We start from the raw sequence: 23929 nt of genomic DNA on the forward strand, positions 1-23929 counted from the left end.
TCCGAACAGAGCGAATCGCTTGGCCCGTTAGTCTGACTTCAGGAAGTTTATGACCTCAAAATTGGCAATCTCGAATCTTTTAGGGCCATGGCACGGGGATGTCCATACCGGGCTGATGCAACGCTGCCAGGAGTCATGGGATACACCGCTAGTGCATTTGAGCGATCTGATGGTCGCTACTTTCTTGAATCAGAATATCGCTCCCGAACAGCTGTTGATCGAGGCAAAGGAGCGCATCGAAGTGCGCGAAAGAGATGGCTCCGAGTACTTCGACGGCCAGCTTCTCGAAGCGATAGAAAATGTGAAGTCTCGGGGTCTGGATTTTTCTGGAGTTTGATATGGGGTTCTCCTCCACGCTATGGGCTTGGTACGGCCAGAATGAGTACAAGCAGGTTCTTGCCGCGTGCGAAGTAATCGAAGCGCTTGGGTTTCTGGCCCAACCCTCGGACATACAGCAGACAACTATCCCGGATTGCCCCGCCTGTGAAGTCTGGTCCGAGATGATTCTTCCGATAGAAAAGCTACTTTCAATCTGCCGCAGAGGGCTACCGGAGGACGTGAAGAGCCGGCTGGAAGACATTTGGCAGCGATGCAATAGCCTTACCGAGGCCGCATTTCATTGCCATGAACGCCTGATCTTTGAGCATGAAGAATGGATGCCCATCAGGACGCGAGCCACAGAGCTGATGGCTTTAATGGAGTCGTCGGAAATCCACCCATTCCTGGGTGACTTGCTATTGGACTGTAAAAAGTTGCTCTCGGAATAATTCGCTGAGTAGTTCACGCTTACCAGATCGGTTTTACGTTTCAACGGTTGAGTGAATGTCCATCACCGCCGACCTGAATGAGCGGCAAGTCGGCGGTGTTGCGCAGGACGGTTACTGCACTCGTAGCTCCAGCAGCTCACCGCCCTCTTTACTCAAACGCTCCAGATACGCACCGGCATCGAGCAACTGATAAGGGAAGTACAGACCTGCCGGAGTGGGTGGTTTGCCATCCAGCCCAAGCAGTCGTTCCAATAACATGGCCACGCTGAGCCCTGTCAACGCTGCGGCGCCTGCCGGGTGAACGACGGCATGCCGTGTGTGCAACGCCCGACCCTTGCGATCCTCGCCGACCATTTCGATGAGGATCTCGGTCGACATCGGCCGACCCGCGCGTCGCGAAGAACTCACCCCGCTGGCCAGATTGAACTGCACATTTGGCGCGTCGGTGGCGGCAGCCAGCCCGGTAACATCAATGGACGAGAAGCCAGAGGCTTGCATCGACGTGCCGTCCACCGCCCGGAAGCTGACGTTCTGCTCCTCACCTTCACGCCAGACGTAATTGCCATCGCGCCGCGTCAGGGCGGCGGGCAGCATTTTGCTCAAGTGTTCAAAATCTTTAGCCACGGTCGGCCCGCCGCCGTCCTGCTCGTCAACCAACGCATCAATGCGAATATCGCGCACCCGGGCAAACGCCTCAGCAATGTGCAGCGCCGCCACCGTCGTCGCGCCCACCATCCATTCGTAACCCAGCACGATGGGGGACGCGTCAGGGCGATGGATGTAACTGGCGATTTGCGGCGCAATCTCGAAAATGCCGGACGAAATGCTCAGATGCGGCACCTTGCGCTGCTGCGCAAAACGCAACCCGGCCAGGGAATGATCCATGTAGAAAACCGCCACGGCGCTGATCGGGCGATTGCCCAATCCCAGGTCATCTGCCGCAGGATCAATGACCACCCCCTGCGCCCCGCCCATTTCCTCGGCGGCTTGTTGAGCTTTGGCCAGGTCGCGGCCGCCGATCAGCAACGGGACGTCGGGATGGGCGGCGCGCAGGGCTTTGGCAGAACGGTGGCCGATGGCGCCGGAGCCACCCAGAAACAAAATCGGATGAACTGACATGGGTATCCTTCCTCGTCTTTTTTGGGTTGCAACCTAGTGTTGGTGCGTGCCCGGCCGCGAGGGTTCCAAGCCATTGCCTGAGCTACAGGGTGGACCGACGAATGTCATCTTGAACGGCGTGTTGATGATGCGTGTTTAGGAATTTTCCGTAGCTGTTTAAAAGACACGTCGCGTTACCGGCTCAAGGCTACAACTTCTTGCGCCGTTGCCTACGACTACGCCAGAATCCGCCGGCTTGTGCGCCTCAAGGGCCACCGGTAACTTGGTTCGCGTCACTGATTCCCAGTGATCGGGTTTAGTAGCCCGTGGTAAATGAAAGTGCACAAGCGTCCGTCAAAAGGTATTTACGTACCTGCACTTGATGGCGGCTGTGCGTAGGGCGCCCTCGGGCGCGCCGGCTTTCTTCTTTTCCCCGGTCTACTAACCTGCGTACAGCTGCCACCCCTTGTTTAGTAGCTCGGTGCGGCGGCCACACCACAGGAAAAAGAAGAACATGTTCAAGATCACGCCGAACCCGCCGGAGACAGATCCGGCCTCCCCGTACGAATCTCCCGATTCCAGGAAATTCCACGAAGCCGCCGAACGCGCCCTTGATTACTACCTCACACCAACCCAACGCATCATGGGCAGCGACAAAAAACACGCCCCCATGTTTCTAGCCAACGCCGACTACGACAGCGAGTCCCTGCTCGTCAACGCCAGCGAGTCCCTAAGCTCAGCCACCGAAATGCTCTGCAACTTCGCCGCCCTCTTGGACCCAGGCCACCGCAAAACTGCGCTGGGGATTGCGCAAGTGGTGATGCTGGGGGAATTGGCGGTGAATCAAGCACTGGATAAAGTTGTGCCGGTGGATTGAGGGGACATCCCTTTGTGGCGGCGGTCTGGCTGCTGTCACAAAGGGATCAAGATTGCATTGGGCGTCTGCTTTCGGCCAAAAGCGGACATTTAGAGCAGGTATGATAGATCCGTCGTTTTTCTTCCCTATTTGGCAATTTGCGGACACGCCTTTACATTCTCAGAGCTGGAAAACGAAAGTTTAAAAATCAACTAGCTGCCTTTTAAAGTAGGTGCCGATGGTTACTCCCCTTGATGTTGAGGGCTTTGATGTTGGATGGATCGCTACTGACGCCATCGGGCACATTGCGTTGTTCACTACGGCTGGTCGGGGTCCGATTCCTGACTCCGCACTTCCCTCCACCGAGGACTGCGAAGAATGGGTCCTTTCATTGTCGGAGGTGTCCGATGTAAATTCAGTCACTTCCATGTCTGGCGCAAACGCTTTCGTCGCCTTTGCCAAGCGTGGACTCTTTGCCTATGACTGGTCGGACGTCCATCGCGCTGCAAGCCAAGCCTTGAACGGGTATGAGCTACAATACCGTCCATTAAGTCCACTAACACTTGACGATTTGCCTACCCCTTTACGGCCGTTGGCTGAGCTTACCCGGCTATCTGGCGTAACGTTCGGAGTATCTATCATAGTGATGGCTGATCGGGTTTCTTAGCCATTATTGGGCGATCAGTGCTGTTTTTGGCTGACTGCTGTCGACCACTGAGGGCAACTCAGAGTCGTTATCAGACGAATCGAACGTCCGCTTCTGGCCGAAAGCAGACATTCACGACGATCCGCTTCAATCTGAAAACAGTCGAAAGCATTCATCAAATGTCACGATTGTGGATACCTTTGCCAAGATCCACATGACCAAGCGCAATGAGAAACACCCAATGCAGCACGAAACACAGCTAAAAACCCTGCTCACTCAGGATCCTGTAAGGATGAAAATCCTGCGCATGGCTCGCGAGCTGAACTTGCCGGATTGCTGGATTGGCGCCGGCTTCGTGCGCAGCCTGGTGTGGGATCACCTGCATCAGCGCCAGCCATCAGCGTTGCCCGCAGACATCGATGTCATCTGGTTCGACCCGGCACGTGCCAGTGCGCAAACCGATTCGGCGCTGGAAAGCACACTCTCGAGCCTCTGCAGTGAAGTGAACTGGTCTGTAAAGAATCAGGCTCGAATGCACTTGCGCAACGCCGATGCTCCCTATCGCTCCGCTGCCGATGCGATGACCTGTTGGCCCGAAACGGCAACTGCCGTTGCTGTCAGACTTGATCGTCAAGACGAGATAGAGGTTTCGGCGCCGTTGGGGCTGGATGATCTGTTCTCGCTGGTGGTACGGCCAACAGAACGATTCAGAATCGAAAAACATGCCATGTTTCTGGATCGCATTCGAGCCAAGGCGTGGCGTGAGACTTGGCCCGACTTGATGTTTGTCACCGAACGGTGAGTTCTCACCTCAGCCGGTTCCTGCCAAGTACGGCCATTCGCAGACAGCAACTTCTAAGGCTATGATCGCAACATTCCAGCCTCTCCCGAACCCAACCCCATGCCCACCTCGAAAACCCGCCCACCCCCCGCCCCGCTCCTCAACCCCGGCGAATCCGTGGTCCTCTTCGACGGCGTGTGCAAACTCTGCAACGGCTGGGCACGCTTCCTTATCCGCCACGACCACCAACGCCGCGTGCGTCTGGCCGCCGTGCAATCGCCCGAGGGTCAGGAGCTTCTGGCGTGGGCCGGTCTGCCCATAGATCAATTCGACACCATGGCCGTTATCCGTGACCGCCACTATTGGGAACGTTCCGACGCATTTCTCGAAGTCATCCGCCAATTGCCCGCCCGCTGGCAGCCATTGCGCCTGCTACGCGTAATCCCTCGCGGCCTGCGCGATTGGGCCTACGACCGTATCGCGCTGAATCGCTATCGCCTGTTCGGCAAATACGACACCTGCCTGCTGCCCACTCCAGACCACGAACAGCGCTTTCTGAAAGCAGCGGCGTCTACATCAGAAAGCTGAACAACTGCACGGGGGTCATCTTCGTCACCATCATCAGCACGATAACGAACATCCCGGAAAAACCGAGCACGCCCATCCAGAACCATTTGCGGTAAACCGCCTGATAATGCTCATCAAGCCCCGCCCCCGCTTCGCTCGCACTCGTCGCCATCACATACAGTCGCTTCTGCAACAGCAACACCGGCAGCCACAGCGAGCCGACGCAGAGGAAAATGATCAACGACGTCAGCACCCACTCGGTGCTCATGGTCAAGCCTGAAAGCCGCATCAGCAGATAACCGCTGATGATCTGCACAAACCCGGCCGGTGTGGTGATCCAGGTGTCGAAGCGCACGACCATCCGTGCGACGTGAGCAATCACTTGCGGGTTGGCCGTGCGGCTGGCGGCGATCAGGTAGAGGTAGGAGCCCATGCCGAAGCCGAACAGGAAAATCGCCGCGATGATGTGCAGGTACTTCAGGCACAGATAGAGCATGTCAGCGCTGCCCGTCCGCGAAGTTCACGGCCAGGCTCAGGTTGGCCGGGTCGTTGATCGCGGCCATGTACTCGGCGACGCTGATTTCGCCCACGCAAGGTCGGGCGCCGGCGGTCGGCACGTAGCCTTGGGCCATTTTCGTCGCCAGTGCTACGGCGGCGCAGCTGGGGATTTCCGGGCCTTTGTCGTTCAGGGCGGTGAGTTGCGCGGTCATGGACAGCGGTTTGCCGTCAACGCCAAGGCCCTGCACGTCGATGTACATCGCGCTTTTGCCATCGCCGAAACGCTCGAAGCGCGTGCCCAGGCGATGCAATCTTGCGGCCCACAAAGCATGGTCGCGCACCAGTCCGATTTTGAGTGCCTGAGCCAGCAGACCATTGGCGATACCGCCGAGCTTGAGCCCGGCGCCCGCCTTGAACTTCAGGGTGTGCGCGCCATAACGACCGGCGAAAATATCCATGTCCGGCACATCGACGTTGGCCAGCAGCCGCGTGCCCATCTGCGGCATTTTGCGCAAGGTCAGGTCCAGCCAGCCGGACACTTCGTGCACCTTGCCGTTTTTCAGTTGCTTGATCGGTTTGCCGGCATAGGCGAGTACGCCTTCGATGGTCGACAGACCCGGCATTTTCGCCGAGGAGGAAATGCCGTGTTCGATCGAGTCAATTCGCGAAAAACGCTGGCGCTGTTCATCGATGATCGCGGATGACAGTGTCGGCACCGAGCTGCAACCACTGAGGATCGCCACGCCGGCCTGCTTCGCTCTCGCGTCGAGAATGTGGATGCCGTTGACGAAGGTGCGGCAGTCCGCCAGATCGCAGTAGTTCACGCCAGCGTCGATGCAACTCTGCGCAACGGCATAGGATTGCCCCTGAAACGGCCCGCCGGTATGCACGACCAACTGAATGTTCAGCGCACGCAATGCGGCTTCGAACTCTTCGCCCATGGCGTCGCCGCACCAGCCTTCGCAGACGTTGCCCGATTGGCTGTTCAGCTCATCGAGTTTGCGCTGCAATTTGCGCGGGTCACGACCCGACAGCACCAGCCCGATGTCCGGCATCAGCGCCAGATGGCGGCACACGATGCTGCCGAAATTTCCGTAACCACCGACCACCATCACCCTGAACGGCATGCAATTCTTCCCTAAATCAATCCATCAACAGGCGTGCAGGATATAGGGCCGAGCGTCAGCAAGCCATTCAGATCAGTTGCTCGCCACCCACTTGCGGTACTGGCGGGTACGCAAGGCGTTGCCGATTTGCTGCATGATCAGCGCGCGCAGCGGTGACACGTGCGGATCTGGTGTTTTCGCCTGACTGAGTTTGCGCAACTGGAACTTGACCACCGCCATGTTGGCCAGCGACGCCATGGCCTTGTTCTTCCAGGTGATCGGCGGCAGTTCGGGGGCACTGTCCCTGCCCTGCAGCCAGTCACGCGGCAGGTTCGGATCGATGGCCAGTGCCGTGCCGATGCCGACCATGTCCACACCACTGTTAACGACCATTTCAGCGATGGGCCGACGACGTACGCCGCCGGTAACCATCAGCGGCATCCGCGCGACTTTCTGCAGGTCCTGGGCGAACTCGACGAAGTACGCCTCACGTGCCAGGGTACGACCATCTCGCGCCTCGCCCTGCATGGCCGGGGCTTCGTAGCTGCCGCCGGACAATTCGACCAGATCCACACCCAGATCGTTGAGCCATTCGACGACTTGTCGCGCCTCATCGGCGCTGAAGCCGCCGTGTTGGAAGTCGGCGGAATTGAGTTTCACCGCCACCGCAAACTGCGCAGAAACCAGTGCACGCACAGCCTTGACGATGTCCAGCAACAGCCGCGCGCGGTTCTCCAGCGAGCCGCCCCACTGGTCCGTGCGCTGATTGGTCAGCGGCGAAAGAAACTGACTCAACAGATAACCATGGGCGGCGTGGATTTCCACACCGGTGAAGCCGGCATGCTCGCCAAGCTGTGCGCTGCGGGCGAAACGCTGAACGACCTTTGCAATCACACTGGCAGTCATCGCATGGGGCGTGGAGAAATGTTTGGACAGGCTGCCCATGTTGAGCGGGACCGCCGATGGCGCCCAGGTTTTCTGCCCGAGGTTGGCCTGCATCTGTCGGCCGGGATGGTTGATCTGCAGCCAGAACTGCGCGCCGCCCGAGCGGCCAATCTGCGCCCAGCGCTTGAACTTGGCCAATTGCTGATCGTCCTGCAGCACCACGCCGCCCGGCCCGGTCATCGCGCGGCCATCGACCATGACGTTGCCAGTGATCAACAGCCCGGCACCGCCATCGGCCCAAGCTTGATACAGGCGCATCAGTTCTTCCGAAGGTGCCTGATCGGCGTCGGCCATGTTTTCTTCCATGGCGGCTTTGGCAATGCGGTTCTTGAGGGTCGAACCGTTGGGGAGCATCAGGTTGTCGAACACGTTCATGAGGAGTCCTCGATTGGGCGTGGGACAACCATAAGATTAAAGCCAACTTTAGGGTCAATCGTTTTTTCGAAAGCTTCCGGATAAGATTCCAGACGCGGGAGGGTGTCTGAAAACGGGCAAAGGGATTGCGCTGCCCTTAATGAAAAGTAGACACTGCGCATGATGGCTCTAGGCCAGAATCCGCATTTAACGCTAGAGAAAATTTCTACTGCATTTTTAATATCGTTCGAAATTCATAGGGAAATGACACATGACCGAATCAGTCAACGAAAATATCGAAACGAATTTACTTCACTACCTAAATAGCAAACACTCGAGCCAAGCCATTTTACTCACCGGGAATTGGGGTTGTGGTAAAACTCACTTCATCAATTTTTTTGTCACAAACAACAAAATTAAAAACCTTAAACTGGTTAAAGTCAGCCTGTTTGGACTCCACAAAATATCCGAAGTGGAAGACCGCATACTAGGATTCTTTTATCCTGTCATGAACTCCAAAGCAATGAAACTCTTGGGGAACTCGGTCAAAAAACTGGCGACCGCAATAAAGCTGGAAGCGCCCGGAGAAATGAAAACTGAAATCTCCATGAGCGCTAATGCAGGAGATATCAATTTATACAACCTGCTCATCGATGGAAAATCCGACTACGCGCTGATTCTTGACGATGTTGAACGCTCTAGAATCCCGCTCCAGGATTTACTAGGCTACATCAACCACATCGTAGAAACCTGCCAGATAAAAACCATATTGATTGCCAACGAAGCGGAACTCGAGAGAGGGCAGGAAGAGAACTATAGAAAATTCAAAGAAAAAGTTATCAGCAAAACTTTTCTGGTCAATCACAGTGCTGAAGACGTCATTGAGCGATTCCTCCATGACGACGCAGATAACATCCAGCAATTCAAAAAAATAATTGTAGAAGCCTATGCCGCGTCAGACTGTCGCAACCTCCGATCGCTAAAACAGGCAATCGACGATTTCTCCCAAATGTGGGATACCCTTGAACGTAAATTTCAAGACCATGAAAAATACGCAAACTTGCTAGCCAAAACATTTTTTGCACTCAGCATGGAAGTCAGGTCTGCCAAGATTCGTAAGGAAGACCTGTTATGCAATAATATTTTCCAATCAGGCACGGCTTTCACAAAAAAATACTTCCCTTCGGAACTACCAATCTTGAGAGATAACTTTTGGTTCGATGTTCTGTTTAACGGCGACCACTCAAAAATCAACTTACTCTCCGAGTCACTGCCATTTTTTGCAAAACAGGAGACACCCGAGCAGGACACGCTGGAAAAAATCAACTACTTTCATTCTCTGGAAGATGATGAGTTCCTCCTCCTCAACAATACGCTGGAAAGTGAAATTTTAAGCCTTGATGATGAACACCCGCTAAAATTCCTTAGAAAGGCGGAGTTGATGGCGAAGTTAATTGAACATGACTTGAGTCATATGGAAGCCACTGACCTGGCTAACTGCATAAGTGCTTATCCGAGAAAACATCAAGGTTCCGACAGTTGGAAAAATTGCAATCTCAATGATTTTATTCAGTGGGAAGTGGCCAACCTGAAGAGCAACGAAAAACTGGCACACTCGTTCGAGTTTTTTATAAGTGCGCACGCGGACGCTTTCAAAAAAGCCCAGATTGAAAAATCCAAAACTCACGCTTCAGACAAACTTTCTAGCTTCTATACGGCCATTAAACAAGGCACCCGGACGACACTCGTTAAATTACTGATCACCGAGCACCGCCATACTGTGTTCTTCACGGATGTTGATGTGGATTTGTTCGTTACTGCGCTTGTCGAGGCTCCTAATACAGCCATTGCTGACTTCATTGAGATTGCCTCAGAGCGTTATCTCACGGACCGTTTAAGATCCAATCATGGCAGCAACGAACTCACACTCGAACTGGACTTTTGGGAAAAGGTAAAAATCGCAATCGAAGCGCGTTTTGACAACGTGGGGCCCTTGAAAAAATATAACCTGAAAAAACTCATTGACCCGACGATTGCCAATTTCCAGAGCATGTTGGCACCCGTAGTTCACTCTTACCAGTAACTATCACATACCCGCTTGGCATCCTCTCATGACAGTGATGCCAAGCGTTGACTCTCATTGAACTCAAACTAGAGTCTCTAAATCTATCGGCCAGCACCGTCAAACGGCGGCCTTTCAATACGCTTTTACTTCCCGGAGGCCATGCCACGCAGGCCGGAAATCACCGGCGCCTTCTCCTCGCGGATCTGGCTGATCAACAACTGCGCGTTGTCGGCACAGCCGACGTCGGCCGGTTTGCTCTCGATGCCGTGAATGACCCGCAGCAACTGCGCCTTGTTATGCGCCAGGCGTTGCTGGAGGATTTTGATTTCTTCGACCTTGCGTTTGAGCCCGACCAGCATTTCTTCGTGCTGCCATTCCTGCGCGTTCACCGGCAGTAACTGGCGGATTTCCTCGAGGGAAAAACCCGCTGACTGCGCGCCGGTGATGATATGCAGGATCCACTCGGTTTCCGGGGCGTAGTCGCGATAACCGTTGGCCTTGCGCTCGACCGACTTGATCAGCCCGCTCGCCTCATAGAAGCGGATGCGCGAAGGCGCCAGACCGCTGATTTTTGCCAGTTCGCCGATTTTCATGATTGACCTGAGCTGCAAATGACTTTGAAGTGAACTTTAAACCTTCAAGGATTTGACGGCCAATGCTGGCGGACAGGATCTACACCAATCTTGTGCCCCTGTAGGAGTGAGCCTGCTCGCGATAGCGGAGTGTCTGCACCGAATAGGTTGACTGACCCTGCGCAATCGCGAGCAGGCTCACTCCTACAGGGTATTGCGGTGTATGCAGACATCCTCATGGCTATCGCCGTCGCCCCCCAGCCGATAATTGGCAAGTTGACGAACGGTCATTCGAATGTTCAGATGCCGCCCAGTTTCAGGTGTCCCATGCCGCCGTGCATGGGGTGAAACGGGAAACCGGTACGTTCTTTTCGAACAAGTCCGGTGCTGCCCCCGCAACGGTATGCGCGTGATGCTTTCGATACACCACTGTGGCCGCACGGCCATGGGAAGGTGAAAGCCTCGATACGCGCGAGCCCGGAGACCGGCCTGGAATTTCTGTTTGGCAAAATCCTGCGGTGGGCGGGCATGGGCCGGTATTGGCTGTGCGCGATGCCTTCTCCTGCATGCTCTTCTGCGAAGATCCTTTTCGAGAAGACAATGATTCGACCTTTCTACACCTCGGCTCCAACCCTTCTGTTCGGCTGTTTGTTCAGTCCCCTGCTGCTGGCAGATGACACGCCGCTGGAACTCAATCCGCAAATCGTTTCCGCACCGTCGGTGGAGTCGACCACGGTCGCCGAGATGGCGAAGTTCGGCAGCAAGGTCGAGATCGTCACCCGTGAGCAGATCGAACGCGCCGGGCCCAGCGCCGATGTCAGCCGCGTCATGCAGATGTTTATTCCCGGCCTGTATGTCGCGCCGAAAAACGGCCCGTTCGACTACGGCACCTATTCGCTGCTCGGCGGGCGCAACGACGACACGCTGATCCTGCTCGACGGCGTGCGCCTGAACAATCGCCTGTACGGCGGCCTCTATCTGGACACCCTGCCGGCCAATGCCATCGAGCGCATTGAAGTGCTCAAGGGTGGCCAAAGCCTGTTGTTCGGCACTCAAGCCGTGTCGGGCGTGATCAACATCGTCACCCGCAGCCCGCAATCGCGCAAAACCTCTGGCGAAGTGAATCTGGGCGTCGACAGCTTCGGCGGCACCACAGAAGACGCTCGGATCGAAAACATCTTCAGCAACGGTTTCGGCGATCTCGGTTTGCTCGCGTACGTCAGCCACAACGTCTCCGACGGTTACCAGCCCTATCGCAACCGCGACATGAAAAACGTCAGCGAGAAGAACCGCGCCTACGAAGTCACCACCTTCGGCGGCAAGGCGATTCAGTCGTTTGGCGAGGATGCACGGCTGGAACTGTTCTACCAGTACGCCGACGCCAACCTCGACTTCGCCCGCCCGGTGGACAACCACACAACCACCAATGACCGCGTGCAGCAGATCGCCACGGCGACTTTCGAGCAGACCATCAATGAGCGTCTGAGCTACTTCGTCAAAGGCCATATCAACGACTGGGACACGCGCTACACCCGGGTCAACAACGTCGCCGGCGGCGGCACCAAAGTCATCAACCACAACGACTATTGGGGCTTCACCGATTGGGGCGTGCAGGCCGAAGGCAAAGCAGAATTGCCCGGTGGCCATGTGTTGGTGTTCGGCACCGACAACCAATGGTTCAAGGGCCAGGACGATGTGCTGATTATCGACAACGACAAGGCTGAAGCGCACGCGTTCTACACGCAACTGCGCCCGCAGATCGACGCCCTGCCCGACTGGCACCCGAGCATCGGCGTGCGTCACGAGGCCATGAGCGGCGGCGACAGTGCCACGGTCGGCATGCTCACTTCGCTGTATGACCTTAACGACAACTGGTCGGTGCGCGGTCAGTACGGCAGCGCCTACAAACTGCCGAACGCCGAGCAACTGTTCGTCAACGAGCCGGGCGACGAGATCGGCAACCGCAATCTCAAACCGGAAAAAAGCCGCAACGCCGAACTGGGTGTCGACTACAAAGGCTTTCTGCTCGACCGCGAATTCAGCGCCAGCGTGACCCTGTTCAAACGCAAGATCGACGACCTGATCACCCTCGATGACATTCAGTGGGTCAACGGTGAAGGCACGATCCAGATGCGCGGTTTCGAGGCCGACGCCAAACTGGCGCTCAACGATCAGTGGAGCCTGCAAGCGGACATGACCCGCAACCTCACCGAGTCGCGCAGCGGTGTGACGATCAACGACATCCCGAGCTTCTTCGCCCGTTCACGCGTGGGTTATGAATCGGAAAACCGCCTGTGGGGCGCCGGCGGTGCGATCCGCTATATCCGCGACATCAAAAGCTCGAAGCAGGTCGAGTACGGCAACTATTCAGTGGTCGACGCCGACGCTTATCGCTATCTCGACAACGCCCACCAACACCGCGTCAGCCTGCTGGTGGAAAACCTCTTCGACCGCGATTACGTCACCAGCCGTTCGAGCAACGTCGATAACCTCGGCCGGCCGTTCACCTCCGAAGTACGCTACACGTACCGCTTCTGATGAGTGACATCAAAACCGTCGACGGCGTCGACACGCACCCGGACTGGTCGCACGTGCCCGAGCACGCACGCCATGTGTTCCTCTGCACCGGCCCGCGTTGCACCCAACGCGGCGCCTTGCAGTTATGGAAAACCTTGCGCCGGCATTTACTCGCGCACGATCGCATCGAGAAACCGGGCGGCGTCTTGCTGACGCGCACGCACTGCCAGTTTCCGTGCAATCAGGGGCCGATCGTGACCGTGTATCCGGAGCGCTGCTGGTATGGCGTGCGCAGCCATGAAGATGTGCAGCGGCTGGTCGAGGGGCATCTGGTGGACGGTGAAGTGGTTGCGAACTTGCTGATCAAGGCGCGGCCATGAACAGGTTGTGGATGTTATTGAGTGCCCTGCTCTGTGCCGCGCCCGCGCTCGCCGACACTTACCGTAATTGCGGCGAAGACTGGCGCGCCGCTGCGCCCTCACGCATCGTCGCGCTCAATCAGCATGCGGCGGATCTCGTGCTGGCACTGGGTGCCGGGCCAGCGCTGGTCGGCGTGGCTTATCTGGATGACACCGGTGCCGGGCAGCGCCAAGCCGATTATTTCGGTGTGCCGGTGATCGCGCGGCAATACCCGGCCAGCGAAGTGCTTTACGCTGCGAAGCCGGATCTGGTGATCGGCGGTTTTGCCACGGCGTTCGGCGACGGGGTGACCTCCCGCTCGGGACTGGCGCGCAATGGCGTGGGTTCGTATCTGCTGGAATCCGCCTGCAACGGGCACTCGCTGGATTATTTCGCGCATGTACGCAATGACTTGCTGACGCTGGGCAAGCTGCTGCACCAGCAGCAAAAAGCCCAAGCATTGATCGACTCCATGGAAAAGGACATTGCCGGCGCCCGAGCCTTGGCCGGCACGGGTAAACCGTTGTCCGTGTTCTATCTCGACAGCGAAGTCAAAGGCCTCGACAGCGAAGGCCGACGCGGATTTGTCACTCCGCTGCTGGCGGCTGCCGGGGCACGCAATGTGTTCGCCGACATCAACCTGTATCGAGTCACCGTCAACAGCGAAACCCTGCTGGCCAGCGACCCGGACGTGATCCTGCTGGCCGACGCCGAATGGTCGCCCGCCCGCCGCAAACGCTACCTGTTGACCCACGACCCGGTCCTCTCGCAACTGCGCGCGGTGCGCGAGAACCGCATCATCGAGATCCCTTTCACCCACCTGCTGCCAACCTACAACAGCGGCCGCGTCGCCTTGCAACTGGCCCGCCAGCTCAACGCGCTGGACAAAAAATAAATGAACCCGCCGCACCGCACGCCACCTAACGAACAGACCATCAGGAGGTAGCCAATGCAAATCGAAACCGTGTGGATCGTACTGGCGGCAGTTCTTCTGCTAATCGAACTCTGGGCCATCAATCGGGTGCGCAAGAGTCAGGGGAAATCGAGCAACAAAGGTGTATGGATTGTGCTGATCGTGTTTGTGCCGTTGTTCGGCTTGATTGCCTGGGCGTTGGCGGGGCCCAAGCATGTCAGTCGGCATTCGGCGTCGTAACCTGACTCTTGATCCATAGCGACTGAGCATCCGTCACGGACTGGCATGCCAAATGCCCGCGGGAAATATGGCCGCTTAACCCGTTGCAGGTTTACGAGCCCTGCTTTGGCCGGGCTCTTTTCTGTTTGCTCCCATCGTCACCCTGTTGCAGGATCAGCCGTCGACAACAGGGAATGTTGAAATGGATCAGAAAGCATGTGGGCGAATTGTGGTGGTGGGTGCAGGCATCGTCGGCGCTTCCCTTGCGTATCACCTGTCCGGTAAAGGTGCGCAGGTCACGTTGATCGAGGCTGACGAGATCGCGAGCGGCGTGACGGCAAGCTCTTTCGCCTGGATCACTGCCACGCACGCCGGCGCTGATCCGATTGCGCAGTTGCGCGGTATGGCCATAGAAGCATATCGACGACTCGAAACCGAGCTGCCGGATTTGCAGATTCGCTGGACCGGGGCTTTGTCGTACAACGAATCAGCAGAGTATCCGGCGTCGGCGACATTGTTATCGTCTGCCGAGGTGCTTGCCCGCGAACCCAATCTGAAAAATCCCCCACCGTGCGCGTTATTTCGCGCTGACGAAGGTGCGCTCGACGCCGTGCAGACCACCCACGCCTTGATTGCCAGCGCCCGGGCGCTGGGGGCGCAATTGCTCACGCAAACCCGAGTGACCGCTTTCAAAACCTGCAACGCAGATGTCACTGGCGTTGAAACCACAGCGGGCACGTTTGAGGCCGACCTTGTTGTGCTTGCCGCGGGGACTGGCACCCGGCAGTTAACACAGATGCTCAACGTTTCCCTGCCCATCGACGCCTCGCCGGCCATTTTCATCCGCTACAAGACCCAACCGGGCCTCGTCAAAGGCATCATTTCCAGCCCCGAAATGGAAATTCGGCAAAGCGCCGACGGCACGTTGCTGGCCGCTGAAGATTATCTGGGAGAAACGCCGGGTAACTCGCCGACGGACATCGCACGGCAAACCGCCGAAGCCATACGCAAAGAACTTCACGGGGTGGTTTTGATTGAGCCGCAAACCGTCGCCGTCGGAATCCGGCCCATGCCCACTGATGGCATCCCCGTGGTCGGTTACCTGCCCGGCGTCGGCGGAGTTTACGTTTGTGCGATGCATCCCGGTGTAACGCTGGCGGCAATCGTCGGGCGCCTCGCCAGTGAAGAAATCCTTGATCGCCAGTCATCTGCAGCCCTTGTGCCGTGCCGTCCTCAGCGCTTTTTCAAGAACTCGGGCGATGCTTGATTTAGACTCGCCGACGTCTTGCAGCAAGGAATGCGCACCAGCAACGCATGGTCATTTTGCGCAACTCGGACAGCGAAAAATCGCAGTGAACAGGAGAACAACATTGCCGGCCCCCAAGCACACCGCGTTCGCCTATCAAGCGGTCTATCACTACATCGTCGGCCTGATCGAGGCGGCCAGTGGCACGACTGAGCAGAAACTGCCATCCCTGCGACAACTGGCCCTGCGCCTCGGCGTTTCGGTGTCGACGACCAAATACGCCTACGCACTGCTTGAGGACGAAGGCAGAATCCGCGCCAAACCCAGGTTCGGCTATTTCACCCGGTCGATGCCGGCGGCGCCTGTGACAGCCAGCTCCGGCAATCTTCTGGACAGCGTCTTCGCCAGTGCCCGTCAACCTGCGATGTTGGCGTTGAGCAGCGATGCGCCGGCGATGTTGCTGTCGCTGCAGGGGCCGTTGTTGCTGATCGAGCGTGAGCTGACTCGCCAATACCCGCCGTCGAATGCACCGCTCTATCAGCCACTCGGCGAGCCGGAATTACGCGCCGCCCTGGCTGAACGCTACACCCGTTCCGCGCACAGCCACTGGCAGGCCGAGCAGGTGTACATCGGCGCGGACCTGCGCAGCGTGCTGGAGTTGTCGCTCAGCGCCTTGAACCTCGGTGGCAGCGTGGCACTGGTGGAGTCGCCTTGCTCATGGGCGATTCTGCGCCAATTGCAGGCGGCCAATATCCGCGTCATCGAAATGCCCCTCGGCGATGATGGCCGCTTCAACCTGCCCGCGCTGAACGAACTGCTCACACGCGAACCGGTGCGCCTGGCGGTGCTCTCCTCCACGGTGAATATTCCCCAAGGCCAGTTGATGCCAGCACAGGATAAACAGCAGATCTGTCACTGGCTGGCCGAGCGCGATGTCTGGCTGTTCGAAAACGATGCTTGGGGCGAGTTGTGTTTCTCCGATTCACCCGCGCGCTATCGCGATTTTGCCGACCCGGACAAGCTGCTGGTGTTCTCGACGTTCGACAAGATCATTGGCGGCGAAGCCCCGTATGGTTATGTGCTGTGCCGCCAGCATGCACCGCAATTTCATCGATTGTTTATGCAGCGTGGGTTTCGCCTCTCGCCCATTCGGCAGAAAGCGATTGCCAGACTCTACAGCTCCAGGCGCATCGATCAGCACCTGACCACCCTGCGAGCACTGTTGCGCAAGCGCATGCAACAGCTACAGACCTTGCTGGAAGAACACGGTAACGGTCAGTGGCAGGTAGTCGCCCCACAGGGCGGTGCGAGCTTCTGGCTCAAGGCTGTGCGGCCGATCGACATGCAACGGGTGTTCGAGCGCTTGCTGACCGAGCGAATCGTCATCGCCCCCGGCGAGATCTTCAGCCAGCAAGGCGCCTGGAAGCAGTACCTGCGCCTGAGCTACAGCCTCGATTGGGACAAGGACATCGGCCATGCGGTGCAACGACTGGCGCAGGCTATCGGCGCAGAACATCACGCGTAATTAGAGTCCATAACAATGCCGCGCTTCAGGAAACCGGCCATGGCGCACATCGTCGGCAAACTGCGCGCAGGCCTCACTGATCACTGCGCCGACATCGGCGTAGCGTTTGACGAAACGCGGCAGATGCTCACCGCCCAGGCCGAGCACATCTTCGGTGACCAGCACCTGCCCGTCGCAAGCCGGTGAGGCGCCGATGCCGATGGTGGGCATTTTCGACTCCAGGGTAATCTGCCGCGCCACGCCCTCCGCCACACCTTCGAGCAACAGGCTGAAGGCGCCTGCCTCGAGATTGGCCCGGGCATCCTCGGCAATCACTGCGCCGGTCTCAGCGGTCAGGCCCTGGGCCTTGAAGCCGCCCATGACATTGACGAACTGCGGCATTAACCCGACATGGGCCATGACCGGAATACCACGTGCCACCAGAAACTCGACCGTCGGCGCCAAGGCCTTGTTGGCCTCCAGCTTCACCGCGTCGCAACCGGTCCGCGCCAATACCTGAGCGCAATTACGAAACGCCTGCTCGTGGGATTCCTGATAACTGCCAAAAGGGCATGTCGGCCACCACACAGGCCAGACGCGTGCTATCGACCACCGCCCGCGTGTGGCCGATGATTTCTTCAAGCTGCATGCTCAGCGTCGAGGCGCGGCCATAACCGACCATGGCCGTAGAGTCGCCGACCAGAATGAAGTCGACGATCGGGTCGATCAATTTGGCGATACTGCTGGAGTACGCCGTCAGCGAGACGATTTTCTGTTGGCCTTTCATGGCGACCAGTTGCGGCACGGTCAGGCGTTTCGTGCGGGTATGCAGGCTCATGGGCGGCTCCTTGAGGCAGCCGTCCGTAAACGATAAATGTCGCCGAAATCAACGCGAAAATCTTTCATACAGTGCTCAATTCCAAAGGTTTCGAGCGCTCGATTATTCGCCTGACGTAAAAAAATTCAATGTACAGATTTGCCTTAAAAAGCGACCCACGTGCACCCTGCTTCGGACGTTCTCGGTGAAATGCCGATAGCAGCCTGGATGTTTTATTCAGCCGTTTACCGCAGGATACGAAGCTTACGAAGGATTCAACCGATCGATTTTGATCACGGCTTACAACTCGAAACGGAAGTCACCTCATGCTCGAACGCAACAGACTGGTCCCGGAATTGATGGTGACCAACCTGCAAAACAGCCTGCGGTTCTGGGTGTCTTGCCTGGGATTCAGCATCGCTTATCAGCGGCCCGAAGACGGTTTCGCCTACCTGAATCTGAATGGCGCACAGGTCATGCTCGAGCAAGTTGATCCAGATGCCGGCCAATGGTTGACGGCACCGCTGAGCAAGCCCTTCGGACGCGGCATCAACCTGCAGATCGATGTTGCCGAAGTCGCTTCGATCATCCGTCATCTCGGGCAGGCCGGTTTTTCGCTTTACCGTGATTGCCAAGACACTTGGTATCGCGCTGACAACATTGAAGTCGGCCAGCGCGAATTCATCGTTCAGGATCCCGACGGGTATCTGGTCAGACTGGTAGAGCGCTTGGGTGAACGAGCAATTTGAGCTTTACCCTGACGCAACGCTACGATTGCCGAACAACACAGGAGCGCCATTCATGGAAGAAGTCATTACCTACCGAACTGCCACCGCCGAAGATGCGCCGGCGATGTGCGAACTGGGCCAATTGCTCAATTCGGTTCACCACGCCGCCCGCCCCGATATCTACGCCGCCGCCACCGAAGATTTCACCCGAGATTTGCCGCACTGGGCCGGGGTATTTGAAAAGGCAGGCCAGATCGTCTTTATCGCCAGCGCCGGTGAACGGCCCGTGGCGTTCATTACGGCCACCCTGTCCGCCAGTTCCGGGCCGTTGATGCAGCCGCAGAACGTGGTGCGCATTGGTTCGGTGTGTGTCGCCGAACCGTTCTGGGGTAAAGGTATCGGTCGTACGCTGATTCAACGCGTCAAGGACTGGTCCATCGCGCACGATGCGCAGGATTTGCGCCTGACGGTATGGCCATTCAACGAGCGCGCGGTGCGCATGTATGCCGAGTTCGGGTTCGAGACCCGCGCCTTTGAGATGGGTGTGCGTTTGTCAGCAGCGGACAAGTCCGATCATCAATAACCTCTGCGAAATATCCGCATGCCCCCTATCGAATGCTGCCATCCTGCCGACAACATTCTGATGGACACCGAGAGGTTTTCACGACGCCAGTCCACCTCCCTGTAAGTGCCACTTCCTATTACGATTCAAGAGGCTGCACCCATGAGCAACGCCTGGAACGAAGGTTATTTCACCGACGAAGGCTACACCTACAGCTATAGCCGGGAAATCAATCCGGTTTTCCAGCGTTACTGCCTGTTGTTGCGCGGCTTTGCCGGGCTGGACAATCCCGACGGTTACCACTGCGAACTCGGTTTCGGTCAGGGTGTGTCAATCAATATTCACGCCACAGCCAGCCCTGCCGGTTTCGTCGGTACGGACTTCCACCCCGGTCAGGCGGCTCACGCGATTGAGCTGGCGGAACTCAGCAACAACGGCGCAAGACTCTATGACGACAGCTTCGAGCAACTACTGGCGCGCAATGATTTGCCGCAGTTCGACAGCATCAGCCTGCATGGCATCTGGACCTGGGTCAGCCGCGACAACCAGAAACTGATCGTCGAATTCACCCGCCGCCACCTTAAACCGGGTGGTCATCTCTACGTCAGTTACAACGCCTTCCCGGGCTGGTCGCCTTCAGCGCCGTTGCGCCAGTTGTTCAGCCTGCACGACCGCTTTGCCAGTCACTCGACGCGGGCGGATCAGCGCATCGATGCCGCGTTGCAGTTTTCCGAAGCGCTGCTGGCGGCCAACCCCAAGTACGCCATCGCCGCGCCGAGTCTGGGCGCCCGGCTGCAGACCATCAAAGGTCAGGACCGCCAATACGTCGCTCACGAATATTTCAATCGCGACTGGAACTGCATGTATTTCGCCGACATGGTGGATGCGCTGGCCCCGGCCAAGCTCGATTACGTCACGACGGCGGTGCCGCTGGATTCGGTCGACGTACTCAACCTGAGCGCCGAAGGCCTGGCCTTTCTCGACGGTATCGAACACCCGGTGATGCGCGAGCAGGCGCGTGACTACTTCGTCAACCAGGCTTTCCGTCGCGACCTGTATGTGCGCGGTGCCAACCGACTCAGCGCTGCCGAGCGCCGGTCGCGAATGCTCAATACGCGATTTGTGCTGATGCAACCGACAGAAAACGTAGCGTCCAGTGTCACCGGCCCTGCTGGCGAAGCGTCACTGCAAGCGGAAATTTACGGCCCGGTCCTCGATGCACTCGCCGGCCAGACCTACGAAGCCAAAACGATGCAGCAGTTGCTCGATGCGGTGTCACCAATGGCCTACGACGATCTGGAACAGGCCATCGCCATCCTGGTCAGTATGGGCGCGGTAGCCCCTTGCCAGAGCGAAGCCGCCGAGGCGCTGGTGTACGAACGCTGCGCCGCGTTCAACCTGCAACTGTGCAAACGCGCGCTGTTCAATGCCGACATTCAGGTGCTGAGCAGCCCGGTTACCGGTGGCGGCGTCACCGTCAGTCGTTTCCAGCAACTGTTCCTGATTGCGATCCGTCAGGGCAAGCAGCACCCGGCGGAGTGGGCGCAACTGGCGTGGAGCGTCATCGCCGAACAAAACGAAGTGTTGGTCAAGGACGGCAAAACGCTGACCACCGCCGAAGCCAACATCGCCGCACTGACCGAACAGGCTCAGGCTTTTGCCGAGCAATCGCTGATCGTGCTGAGTGCTTTGAAAATCGTTTGATCAAGGTGGGTGGCGCGCAGTGGTGCAGGCAGGAAATCTGCTGCCACTCGCGCCATCGGCACAGGCCACTGCCGGCAGTCAAAAGCCCATGGCAAACGGCAGCATTTGCCAAGGGGCGCCTTAATCAAACGCCCCGTTGAGCACCTCATAAATCAGCCCGGTTGCCAGCGCGACGAGGATCAGATCCGTGCCCACCTGCTTCCATTCATAACCATCGTAATGCGGCAGACGACCGACCAGACGTCCATCGAGCTTTTTCGCGATCCCGGGCGGCAGCGGTTTGCCGCGCGCAAGGTTCTTTTGAATGCCCGGTGGCAGCGAAGGGCCCGGGCTCCAGTAGTCGCGGTAGCCGCCAACAATCCCGAGCACATTGCCGCGATCGATGCTTGGGCCATGACTCCAGTCACCACCGGAGTTGTTGCCCTTGTTGCCGTGCCCCTGCACGTTCTGCGAATTGCCCTTGCCATTGCCATTGCCCTGACCCTTCCCATTACCGGGATCAGCCAATGCCATCGCCGAACTGAAAACCAGCGCAAGGGACGAAATCATTGCAATCAACGTACGTGACTTCAACATGCGGCGCGCTTTCATGGTGAGTTGCTCCTGTGTCAACTTGACGTTACACATCAGCTTAGTTTATTCCGGCTGACCGATCGTCGATTACAGCCCAGCCCATCGACACCGCCCAACAGGAGCTATTTCAAGGATTTAAAGTTCAGCCACATCGACGTACTGGTCAAAGACCTTGAACAAGCTTGTGCTTGCGGACATGGAGCGTCTGGTGGCCGGACGCGAGCGCATCTACCTCGACCGCTTCTGGAACGAGTTCGCCGGCACCCCGGCCAAAGTCGATGAAGGCACCCGTCAGCACTACGCCAAGCTCTACGCCCGGCCCGGCGCCATGCACGCGGTTTTCGCGCAATTTCGCAGCATTCGTCAGGACGCCATCGACAACGCTCCCGTCCTGCAGAAACACTTGAGCATGCCGGTGCTGGCCGTGGGCGGTGAAAAGTCCTTCGGCAACAATGAAGCGATAGTCATGCGCAATGCCGCGGACAACGTCACCGAAGTGGTGATCCCGGCGGCGGGACATTGGTTGATGGAAGAAGCCCCGGCGCCGACCATCAAGGCGGTGCGCGACTTCATCGCAATGTAAGGAATGGCATTGCCTTGGACGGAGGCTTACGTCAGGATTCGCCCCTTTTTGAGGGCAAAGTGCAGCCTATCTCGTGGCTCGTCCATTGATGCGTACGTTTACGCCCTTCGCTAACCGATATTCAAACTTGCAGACCGGGTAGAAAACATGAATCGTCAAAAGAAACTCAAGCAGTTGTTCAAGGAAAAGGCCAAAAAGGCCAGCGCCAAACTCGCGCCGAAAAAGCCTAAATACATCAGCAAGGCTGATCGGGCGAAACTGGAAGCTGAAGCCGCAGAGCCAGTCGAAACCAGCGAAAGCTGAAATCCCCCTCAGCTACAAAGGCAACGGCCGATCCTGTAATTGGATCTTTCCTTACCCTCTTACCGCCCCAAACTGGCCACATTCCCCAGTTCGACCAGGAACGCAAACCATGCCTGTAGGCGACTTCGACTGCCAACCCGCTCTGTACGCAAGCACGCTGAAGCTGCGGGCATTGGCTGCCAGTGACTTTGAAGCGCTGTTCCTGGCCGCCAGTAATCCACTCATCTGGGCCGGCCATCCCGCCAGCGATCGCTATGAGCGGCAGGTGTTTGAAGCGTACTTCGCCGCGCGACTGGCCAGCGCAAAAGCACTTGCCGTCATCGATATCGAGTCGGGGCAGATCGTCGGTATGTCGAGCTACTACACGCCGCCGGATCAGCCCGAGAGTATCGCCATCGGCTACACCTTTCTGGTGCGGACAAAATGGGGTGGCGAAGCCAATCGTGAGTTGAAGGCACTGATGCTGGAACATGCATTCACGGTCTACGACATCGTCTATTTCCACGTCGGCCCCGCCAACATCCGATCGCAAAAAGCGCTGCTGAAAATCGGCGCTGTGCACTTGTATGACGCCGAGTTGAATCTCTCCGGAGCACCTGCTCTGTGCAAGTGCTACGGACTGTCCAAGGCACAGTGGCTGGCCTCAATCGCTGAACGTTAATGGTGTACGCGAAGGCGAAGTAGCAATCCGTGCAGGTGCCCTGATCCCAAGGCGATTGCCAGTAACACCAGCAAAATCAAAAGCCAATCAGCAAGACCTGGGTACTGGCCGAAAATCGCCATCGAGCTGAAGATCCCAAACAGCGGAATCAACAGCGACAACGGCGCGACACGCGATATCGGGTATTCGCGCAACAGCAGGTTCCAGCCCCAATAACTGAAGTGCGTCGCGGCATAGACCTGAAACGCCAGCGAAAACACCGTCGTCGCGTTGAGCTGCGACGGCAGCGCGGTGAACGGTGCCGAGCCATGCAGCAGCCACGTCAGCAGCATGAGTGGGATGGGCGGAAACAGGCTGGCCCACACCACAAACGCGAAGATCTCACGCACTTTCGATACCTTGATCACCACGTTGCCGATGCTCCACGCCAAGGCGCTGCCGATAACCAGTGCCAACCCAGCGGTTGAAGCGTCGCCGGGGCTACTCAGTACGATGCCCAGCAAACCTGCGGCGGCCAACAAACTGCCGAGCCATTGCAACCGGCCCAGACGTTCACCAAAAAAGACCACGCCCCAGGCCAAGGTGAAAAACGCACTGAACTGGATCAGCAACGATGCCGTTCCGGGTGGCACGCCCCACGCAATGCCGAGGTTGATCAACGCCCACATCGCCACACCAAAGATCAATCCGTAAGCGGCCAGCCAGCTGAACGCCACGCGTGGACGCTCGACGAAAAACACCCAGGGCAATGCAGCCAACGTGAAGCGCAGCGCAGTCAGCAACAGCGGGTCGATAGCGGCCAGTCCGAGTTTGGTCACGGGGAAGTTCAATCCCCAGACAGCCGTCACCACAACGGCGAGTACAAGATGCTTCTTTTGCATGGTCAATCTTTCCCGGCGCCGAGCGGAAGTACTCGGGCGCGGAGAAATATGCCGGCAATCGGCC

At 57.6% G+C, this 23929-nt stretch carries 24 protein-coding genes, 2 pseudogenes and 1 riboswitch; of the genes and pseudogenes, 18 read left to right on the plus strand and 8 right to left on the minus strand.

Features of this window, described 5'->3' with window-relative positions:
- Positions 1 to 49: 49 nt before the first annotated feature.
- Both CCX46_RS17220 and CCX46_RS17225 read left to right on the plus strand, forming a co-directional pair.
- Entirely contained in the window at positions 50 to 337 is a 288-nt protein-coding gene (locus tag CCX46_RS17220; RefSeq protein ID WP_127928336.1) for a hypothetical protein, read from the plus strand.
- Between the two features lies 1 nt (position 338).
- A complete protein-coding gene (locus tag CCX46_RS17225; protein WP_127928338.1) occupies positions 339 to 767 on the plus strand; it encodes a hypothetical protein in 429 nt (142 codons plus the stop codon).
- Positions 768 to 878: 111 nt separating this feature from the next.
- On the opposite strand, the gene CCX46_RS17230 is transcribed toward CCX46_RS17225, so the two are convergent.
- Complete coding sequence (locus CCX46_RS17230; protein ID WP_127928340.1) at positions 879 to 1886, minus strand: NAD(P)-dependent oxidoreductase; 1008 nt, start codon at positions 1884 to 1886, stop codon at positions 879 to 881.
- A 493-nt stretch (positions 1887 to 2379) separates the two neighbouring features.
- Between CCX46_RS17230 and CCX46_RS17235 the strand changes: the two genes are divergently transcribed.
- The 3 genes from CCX46_RS17235 (at position 2380) to CCX46_RS17250 (ending at position 4736) form a co-directional block, all read left to right on the plus strand.
- Complete coding sequence (locus CCX46_RS17235; protein ID WP_127928342.1) at positions 2380 to 2742, plus strand: DUF6124 family protein; 363 nt, start codon at positions 2380 to 2382, stop codon at positions 2740 to 2742.
- A gap of 866 nt (positions 2743 to 3608) precedes the next feature.
- Positions 3609 to 4169 carry a nucleotidyltransferase family protein gene (locus tag CCX46_RS17245; protein ID WP_174245127.1) on the plus strand — a complete coding sequence of 187 codons (561 nt, stop codon included), beginning with the start codon at positions 3609 to 3611 and terminating at the stop codon, positions 4167 to 4169.
- Positions 4170 to 4268: 99 nt separating this feature from the next.
- The gene (locus CCX46_RS17250) at positions 4269 to 4736 is read left to right on the plus strand and encodes a thiol-disulfide oxidoreductase DCC family protein (protein ID WP_127928347.1); all 468 of its coding nucleotides are present in this window, start codon (positions 4269 to 4271) and stop codon (positions 4734 to 4736) included.
- On the opposite strand, the gene CCX46_RS17255 is transcribed toward CCX46_RS17250, so the two are convergent.
- The 3 genes from CCX46_RS17255 to CCX46_RS17265 all read right to left on the minus strand — a co-directional run bounded on the left by CCX46_RS17255 (position 4720) and on the right by CCX46_RS17265 (position 7639).
- The gene (locus CCX46_RS17255; RefSeq protein WP_127928349.1) at positions 4720 to 5211 is read right to left on the minus strand and encodes a DUF2269 family protein; all 492 of its coding nucleotides are present in this window, start codon (positions 5209 to 5211) and stop codon (positions 4720 to 4722) included. The two genes, CCX46_RS17250 and CCX46_RS17255, sit on opposite strands and share 17 nt — an antisense overlap.
- 1 nt (position 5212) lies before the next feature.
- Positions 5213 to 6340 (minus strand): saccharopine dehydrogenase family protein, encoded by a 1128-nt coding sequence (locus CCX46_RS17260; RefSeq protein WP_127928351.1) that lies wholly within the window; start codon positions 6338 to 6340, stop codon positions 5213 to 5215.
- Positions 6341 to 6412: 72 nt separating this feature from the next.
- Positions 6413 to 7639, minus strand: coding sequence for an NADH:flavin oxidoreductase/NADH oxidase family protein (locus CCX46_RS17265; protein ID WP_127928353.1), 1227 nt, complete (start codon positions 7637 to 7639; stop codon positions 6413 to 6415).
- A gap of 250 nt (positions 7640 to 7889) precedes the next feature.
- Here CCX46_RS17265 and CCX46_RS17270 point away from each other — a divergent pair, with 250 nt between their 5' ends.
- Positions 7890 to 9701 (plus strand): P-loop NTPase fold protein, encoded by a 1812-nt coding sequence (locus CCX46_RS17270; protein ID WP_127928355.1) that lies wholly within the window; start codon positions 7890 to 7892, stop codon positions 9699 to 9701.
- Positions 9702 to 9826: 125 nt separating this feature from the next.
- On the opposite strand, the gene CCX46_RS17275 is transcribed toward CCX46_RS17270, so the two are convergent.
- Positions 9827 to 10276, minus strand: coding sequence for a MerR family transcriptional regulator (locus CCX46_RS17275; RefSeq protein WP_127928357.1), 450 nt, complete (start codon positions 10274 to 10276; stop codon positions 9827 to 9829).
- A gap of 280 nt (positions 10277 to 10556) precedes the next feature.
- Positions 10557 to 10762, plus strand: a riboswitch (cobalamin riboswitch).
- Positions 10763 to 10855: 93 nt separating this feature from the next.
- Here CCX46_RS17275 and CCX46_RS17280 point away from each other — a divergent pair.
- The 6 genes from CCX46_RS17280 to CCX46_RS17305 all read left to right on the plus strand — a co-directional run bounded on the left by CCX46_RS17280 (position 10856) and on the right by CCX46_RS17305 (position 17074).
- A complete protein-coding gene (locus CCX46_RS17280) occupies positions 10856 to 12793 on the plus strand; it encodes a TonB-dependent receptor plug domain-containing protein (RefSeq protein ID WP_127928359.1) in 1938 nt (645 codons plus the stop codon).
- Positions 12793 to 13152 (plus strand): (2Fe-2S) ferredoxin domain-containing protein, encoded by a 360-nt coding sequence (locus CCX46_RS17285; RefSeq protein WP_127928361.1) that lies wholly within the window; start codon positions 12793 to 12795, stop codon positions 13150 to 13152. Before CCX46_RS17280 ends, CCX46_RS17285 begins: the two co-directional genes overlap by 1 nt.
- Complete coding sequence (locus tag CCX46_RS17290; RefSeq protein ID WP_127928363.1) at positions 13149 to 14066, plus strand: ABC transporter substrate-binding protein; 918 nt, start codon at positions 13149 to 13151, stop codon at positions 14064 to 14066. The genes CCX46_RS17285 and CCX46_RS17290 overlap by 4 nt, the downstream gene beginning before the upstream one ends.
- Before the next feature lie 54 nt (positions 14067 to 14120).
- Entirely contained in the window at positions 14121 to 14324 is a 204-nt protein-coding gene (locus CCX46_RS17295; RefSeq protein ID WP_127928365.1) for a PLD nuclease N-terminal domain-containing protein, read from the plus strand.
- A gap of 181 nt (positions 14325 to 14505) precedes the next feature.
- A complete protein-coding gene (locus tag CCX46_RS17300) occupies positions 14506 to 15570 on the plus strand; it encodes an NAD(P)/FAD-dependent oxidoreductase (RefSeq protein ID WP_127928367.1) in 1065 nt (354 codons plus the stop codon).
- A gap of 103 nt (positions 15571 to 15673) precedes the next feature.
- Entirely contained in the window at positions 15674 to 17074 is a 1401-nt protein-coding gene (locus tag CCX46_RS17305) for an aminotransferase-like domain-containing protein (RefSeq protein WP_127928369.1), read from the plus strand.
- Here CCX46_RS17305 and panB read toward each other — a convergent pair.
- Positions 17075 to 17891 (minus strand): annotated as a pseudogene (gene panB, locus CCX46_RS17310) (3-methyl-2-oxobutanoate hydroxymethyltransferase).
- A gap of 305 nt (positions 17892 to 18196) precedes the next feature.
- Between panB and CCX46_RS17315 the strand changes: the two are divergent.
- From CCX46_RS17315 to CCX46_RS17325, 3 genes are all read left to right on the plus strand, one after another.
- Positions 18197 to 18619, plus strand: a complete 423-nt coding sequence (locus CCX46_RS17315) for a bleomycin resistance protein (RefSeq protein ID WP_127928371.1) — start codon at positions 18197 to 18199, stop codon at positions 18617 to 18619.
- Positions 18620 to 18671: 52 nt separating this feature from the next.
- Entirely contained in the window at positions 18672 to 19181 is a 510-nt protein-coding gene (locus CCX46_RS17320) for a GNAT family N-acetyltransferase (protein ID WP_127928373.1), read from the plus strand.
- Between the two features lie 141 nt (positions 19182 to 19322).
- Positions 19323 to 20864, plus strand: coding sequence for a class I SAM-dependent methyltransferase (locus CCX46_RS17325; RefSeq protein ID WP_127928375.1), 1542 nt, complete (start codon positions 19323 to 19325; stop codon positions 20862 to 20864).
- A 120-nt stretch (positions 20865 to 20984) separates the two neighbouring features.
- Here the strand turns inward: CCX46_RS17325 and CCX46_RS17330 are convergent, their stop codons facing one another.
- Positions 20985 to 21440: an anti-virulence regulator CigR family protein gene (locus CCX46_RS17330; protein WP_127930421.1), complete on the minus strand. Its 456-nt coding sequence runs from the start codon at positions 21438 to 21440 to the stop codon at positions 20985 to 20987.
- Between the two features lie 190 nt (positions 21441 to 21630).
- Here CCX46_RS17330 and CCX46_RS17335 point away from each other — a divergent pair.
- From CCX46_RS17335 to CCX46_RS17345, 3 genes and pseudogenes are all read left to right on the plus strand, one after another.
- Positions 21631 to 22020, plus strand: a pseudogene (locus CCX46_RS17335) (alpha/beta fold hydrolase); the annotation flags it as partial.
- A gap of 147 nt (positions 22021 to 22167) precedes the next feature.
- Entirely contained in the window at positions 22168 to 22323 is a 156-nt protein-coding gene (locus CCX46_RS17340; RefSeq protein WP_077572520.1) for a DUF2986 domain-containing protein, read from the plus strand.
- Between the two features lie 109 nt (positions 22324 to 22432).
- Entirely contained in the window at positions 22433 to 22984 is a 552-nt protein-coding gene (locus CCX46_RS17345; RefSeq protein WP_238704346.1) for a GNAT family N-acetyltransferase, read from the plus strand.
- Here CCX46_RS17345 and CCX46_RS17350 read toward each other — a convergent pair.
- On the minus strand, positions 22981 to 23865 hold the full coding sequence (locus tag CCX46_RS17350) for an EamA family transporter (RefSeq protein ID WP_127928377.1): 885 nt from the start codon (positions 23863 to 23865) through the stop codon (positions 22981 to 22983). The genes CCX46_RS17345 and CCX46_RS17350 overlap by 4 nt on opposite strands.
- Positions 23866 to 23929: the final 64 nt, after the last annotated feature.

The sequence above is a fragment of the Pseudomonas sp. RU47 genome, from assembly GCF_004011755.1.
Taxonomy (GTDB): domain Bacteria; phylum Pseudomonadota; class Gammaproteobacteria; order Pseudomonadales; family Pseudomonadaceae; genus Aquipseudomonas.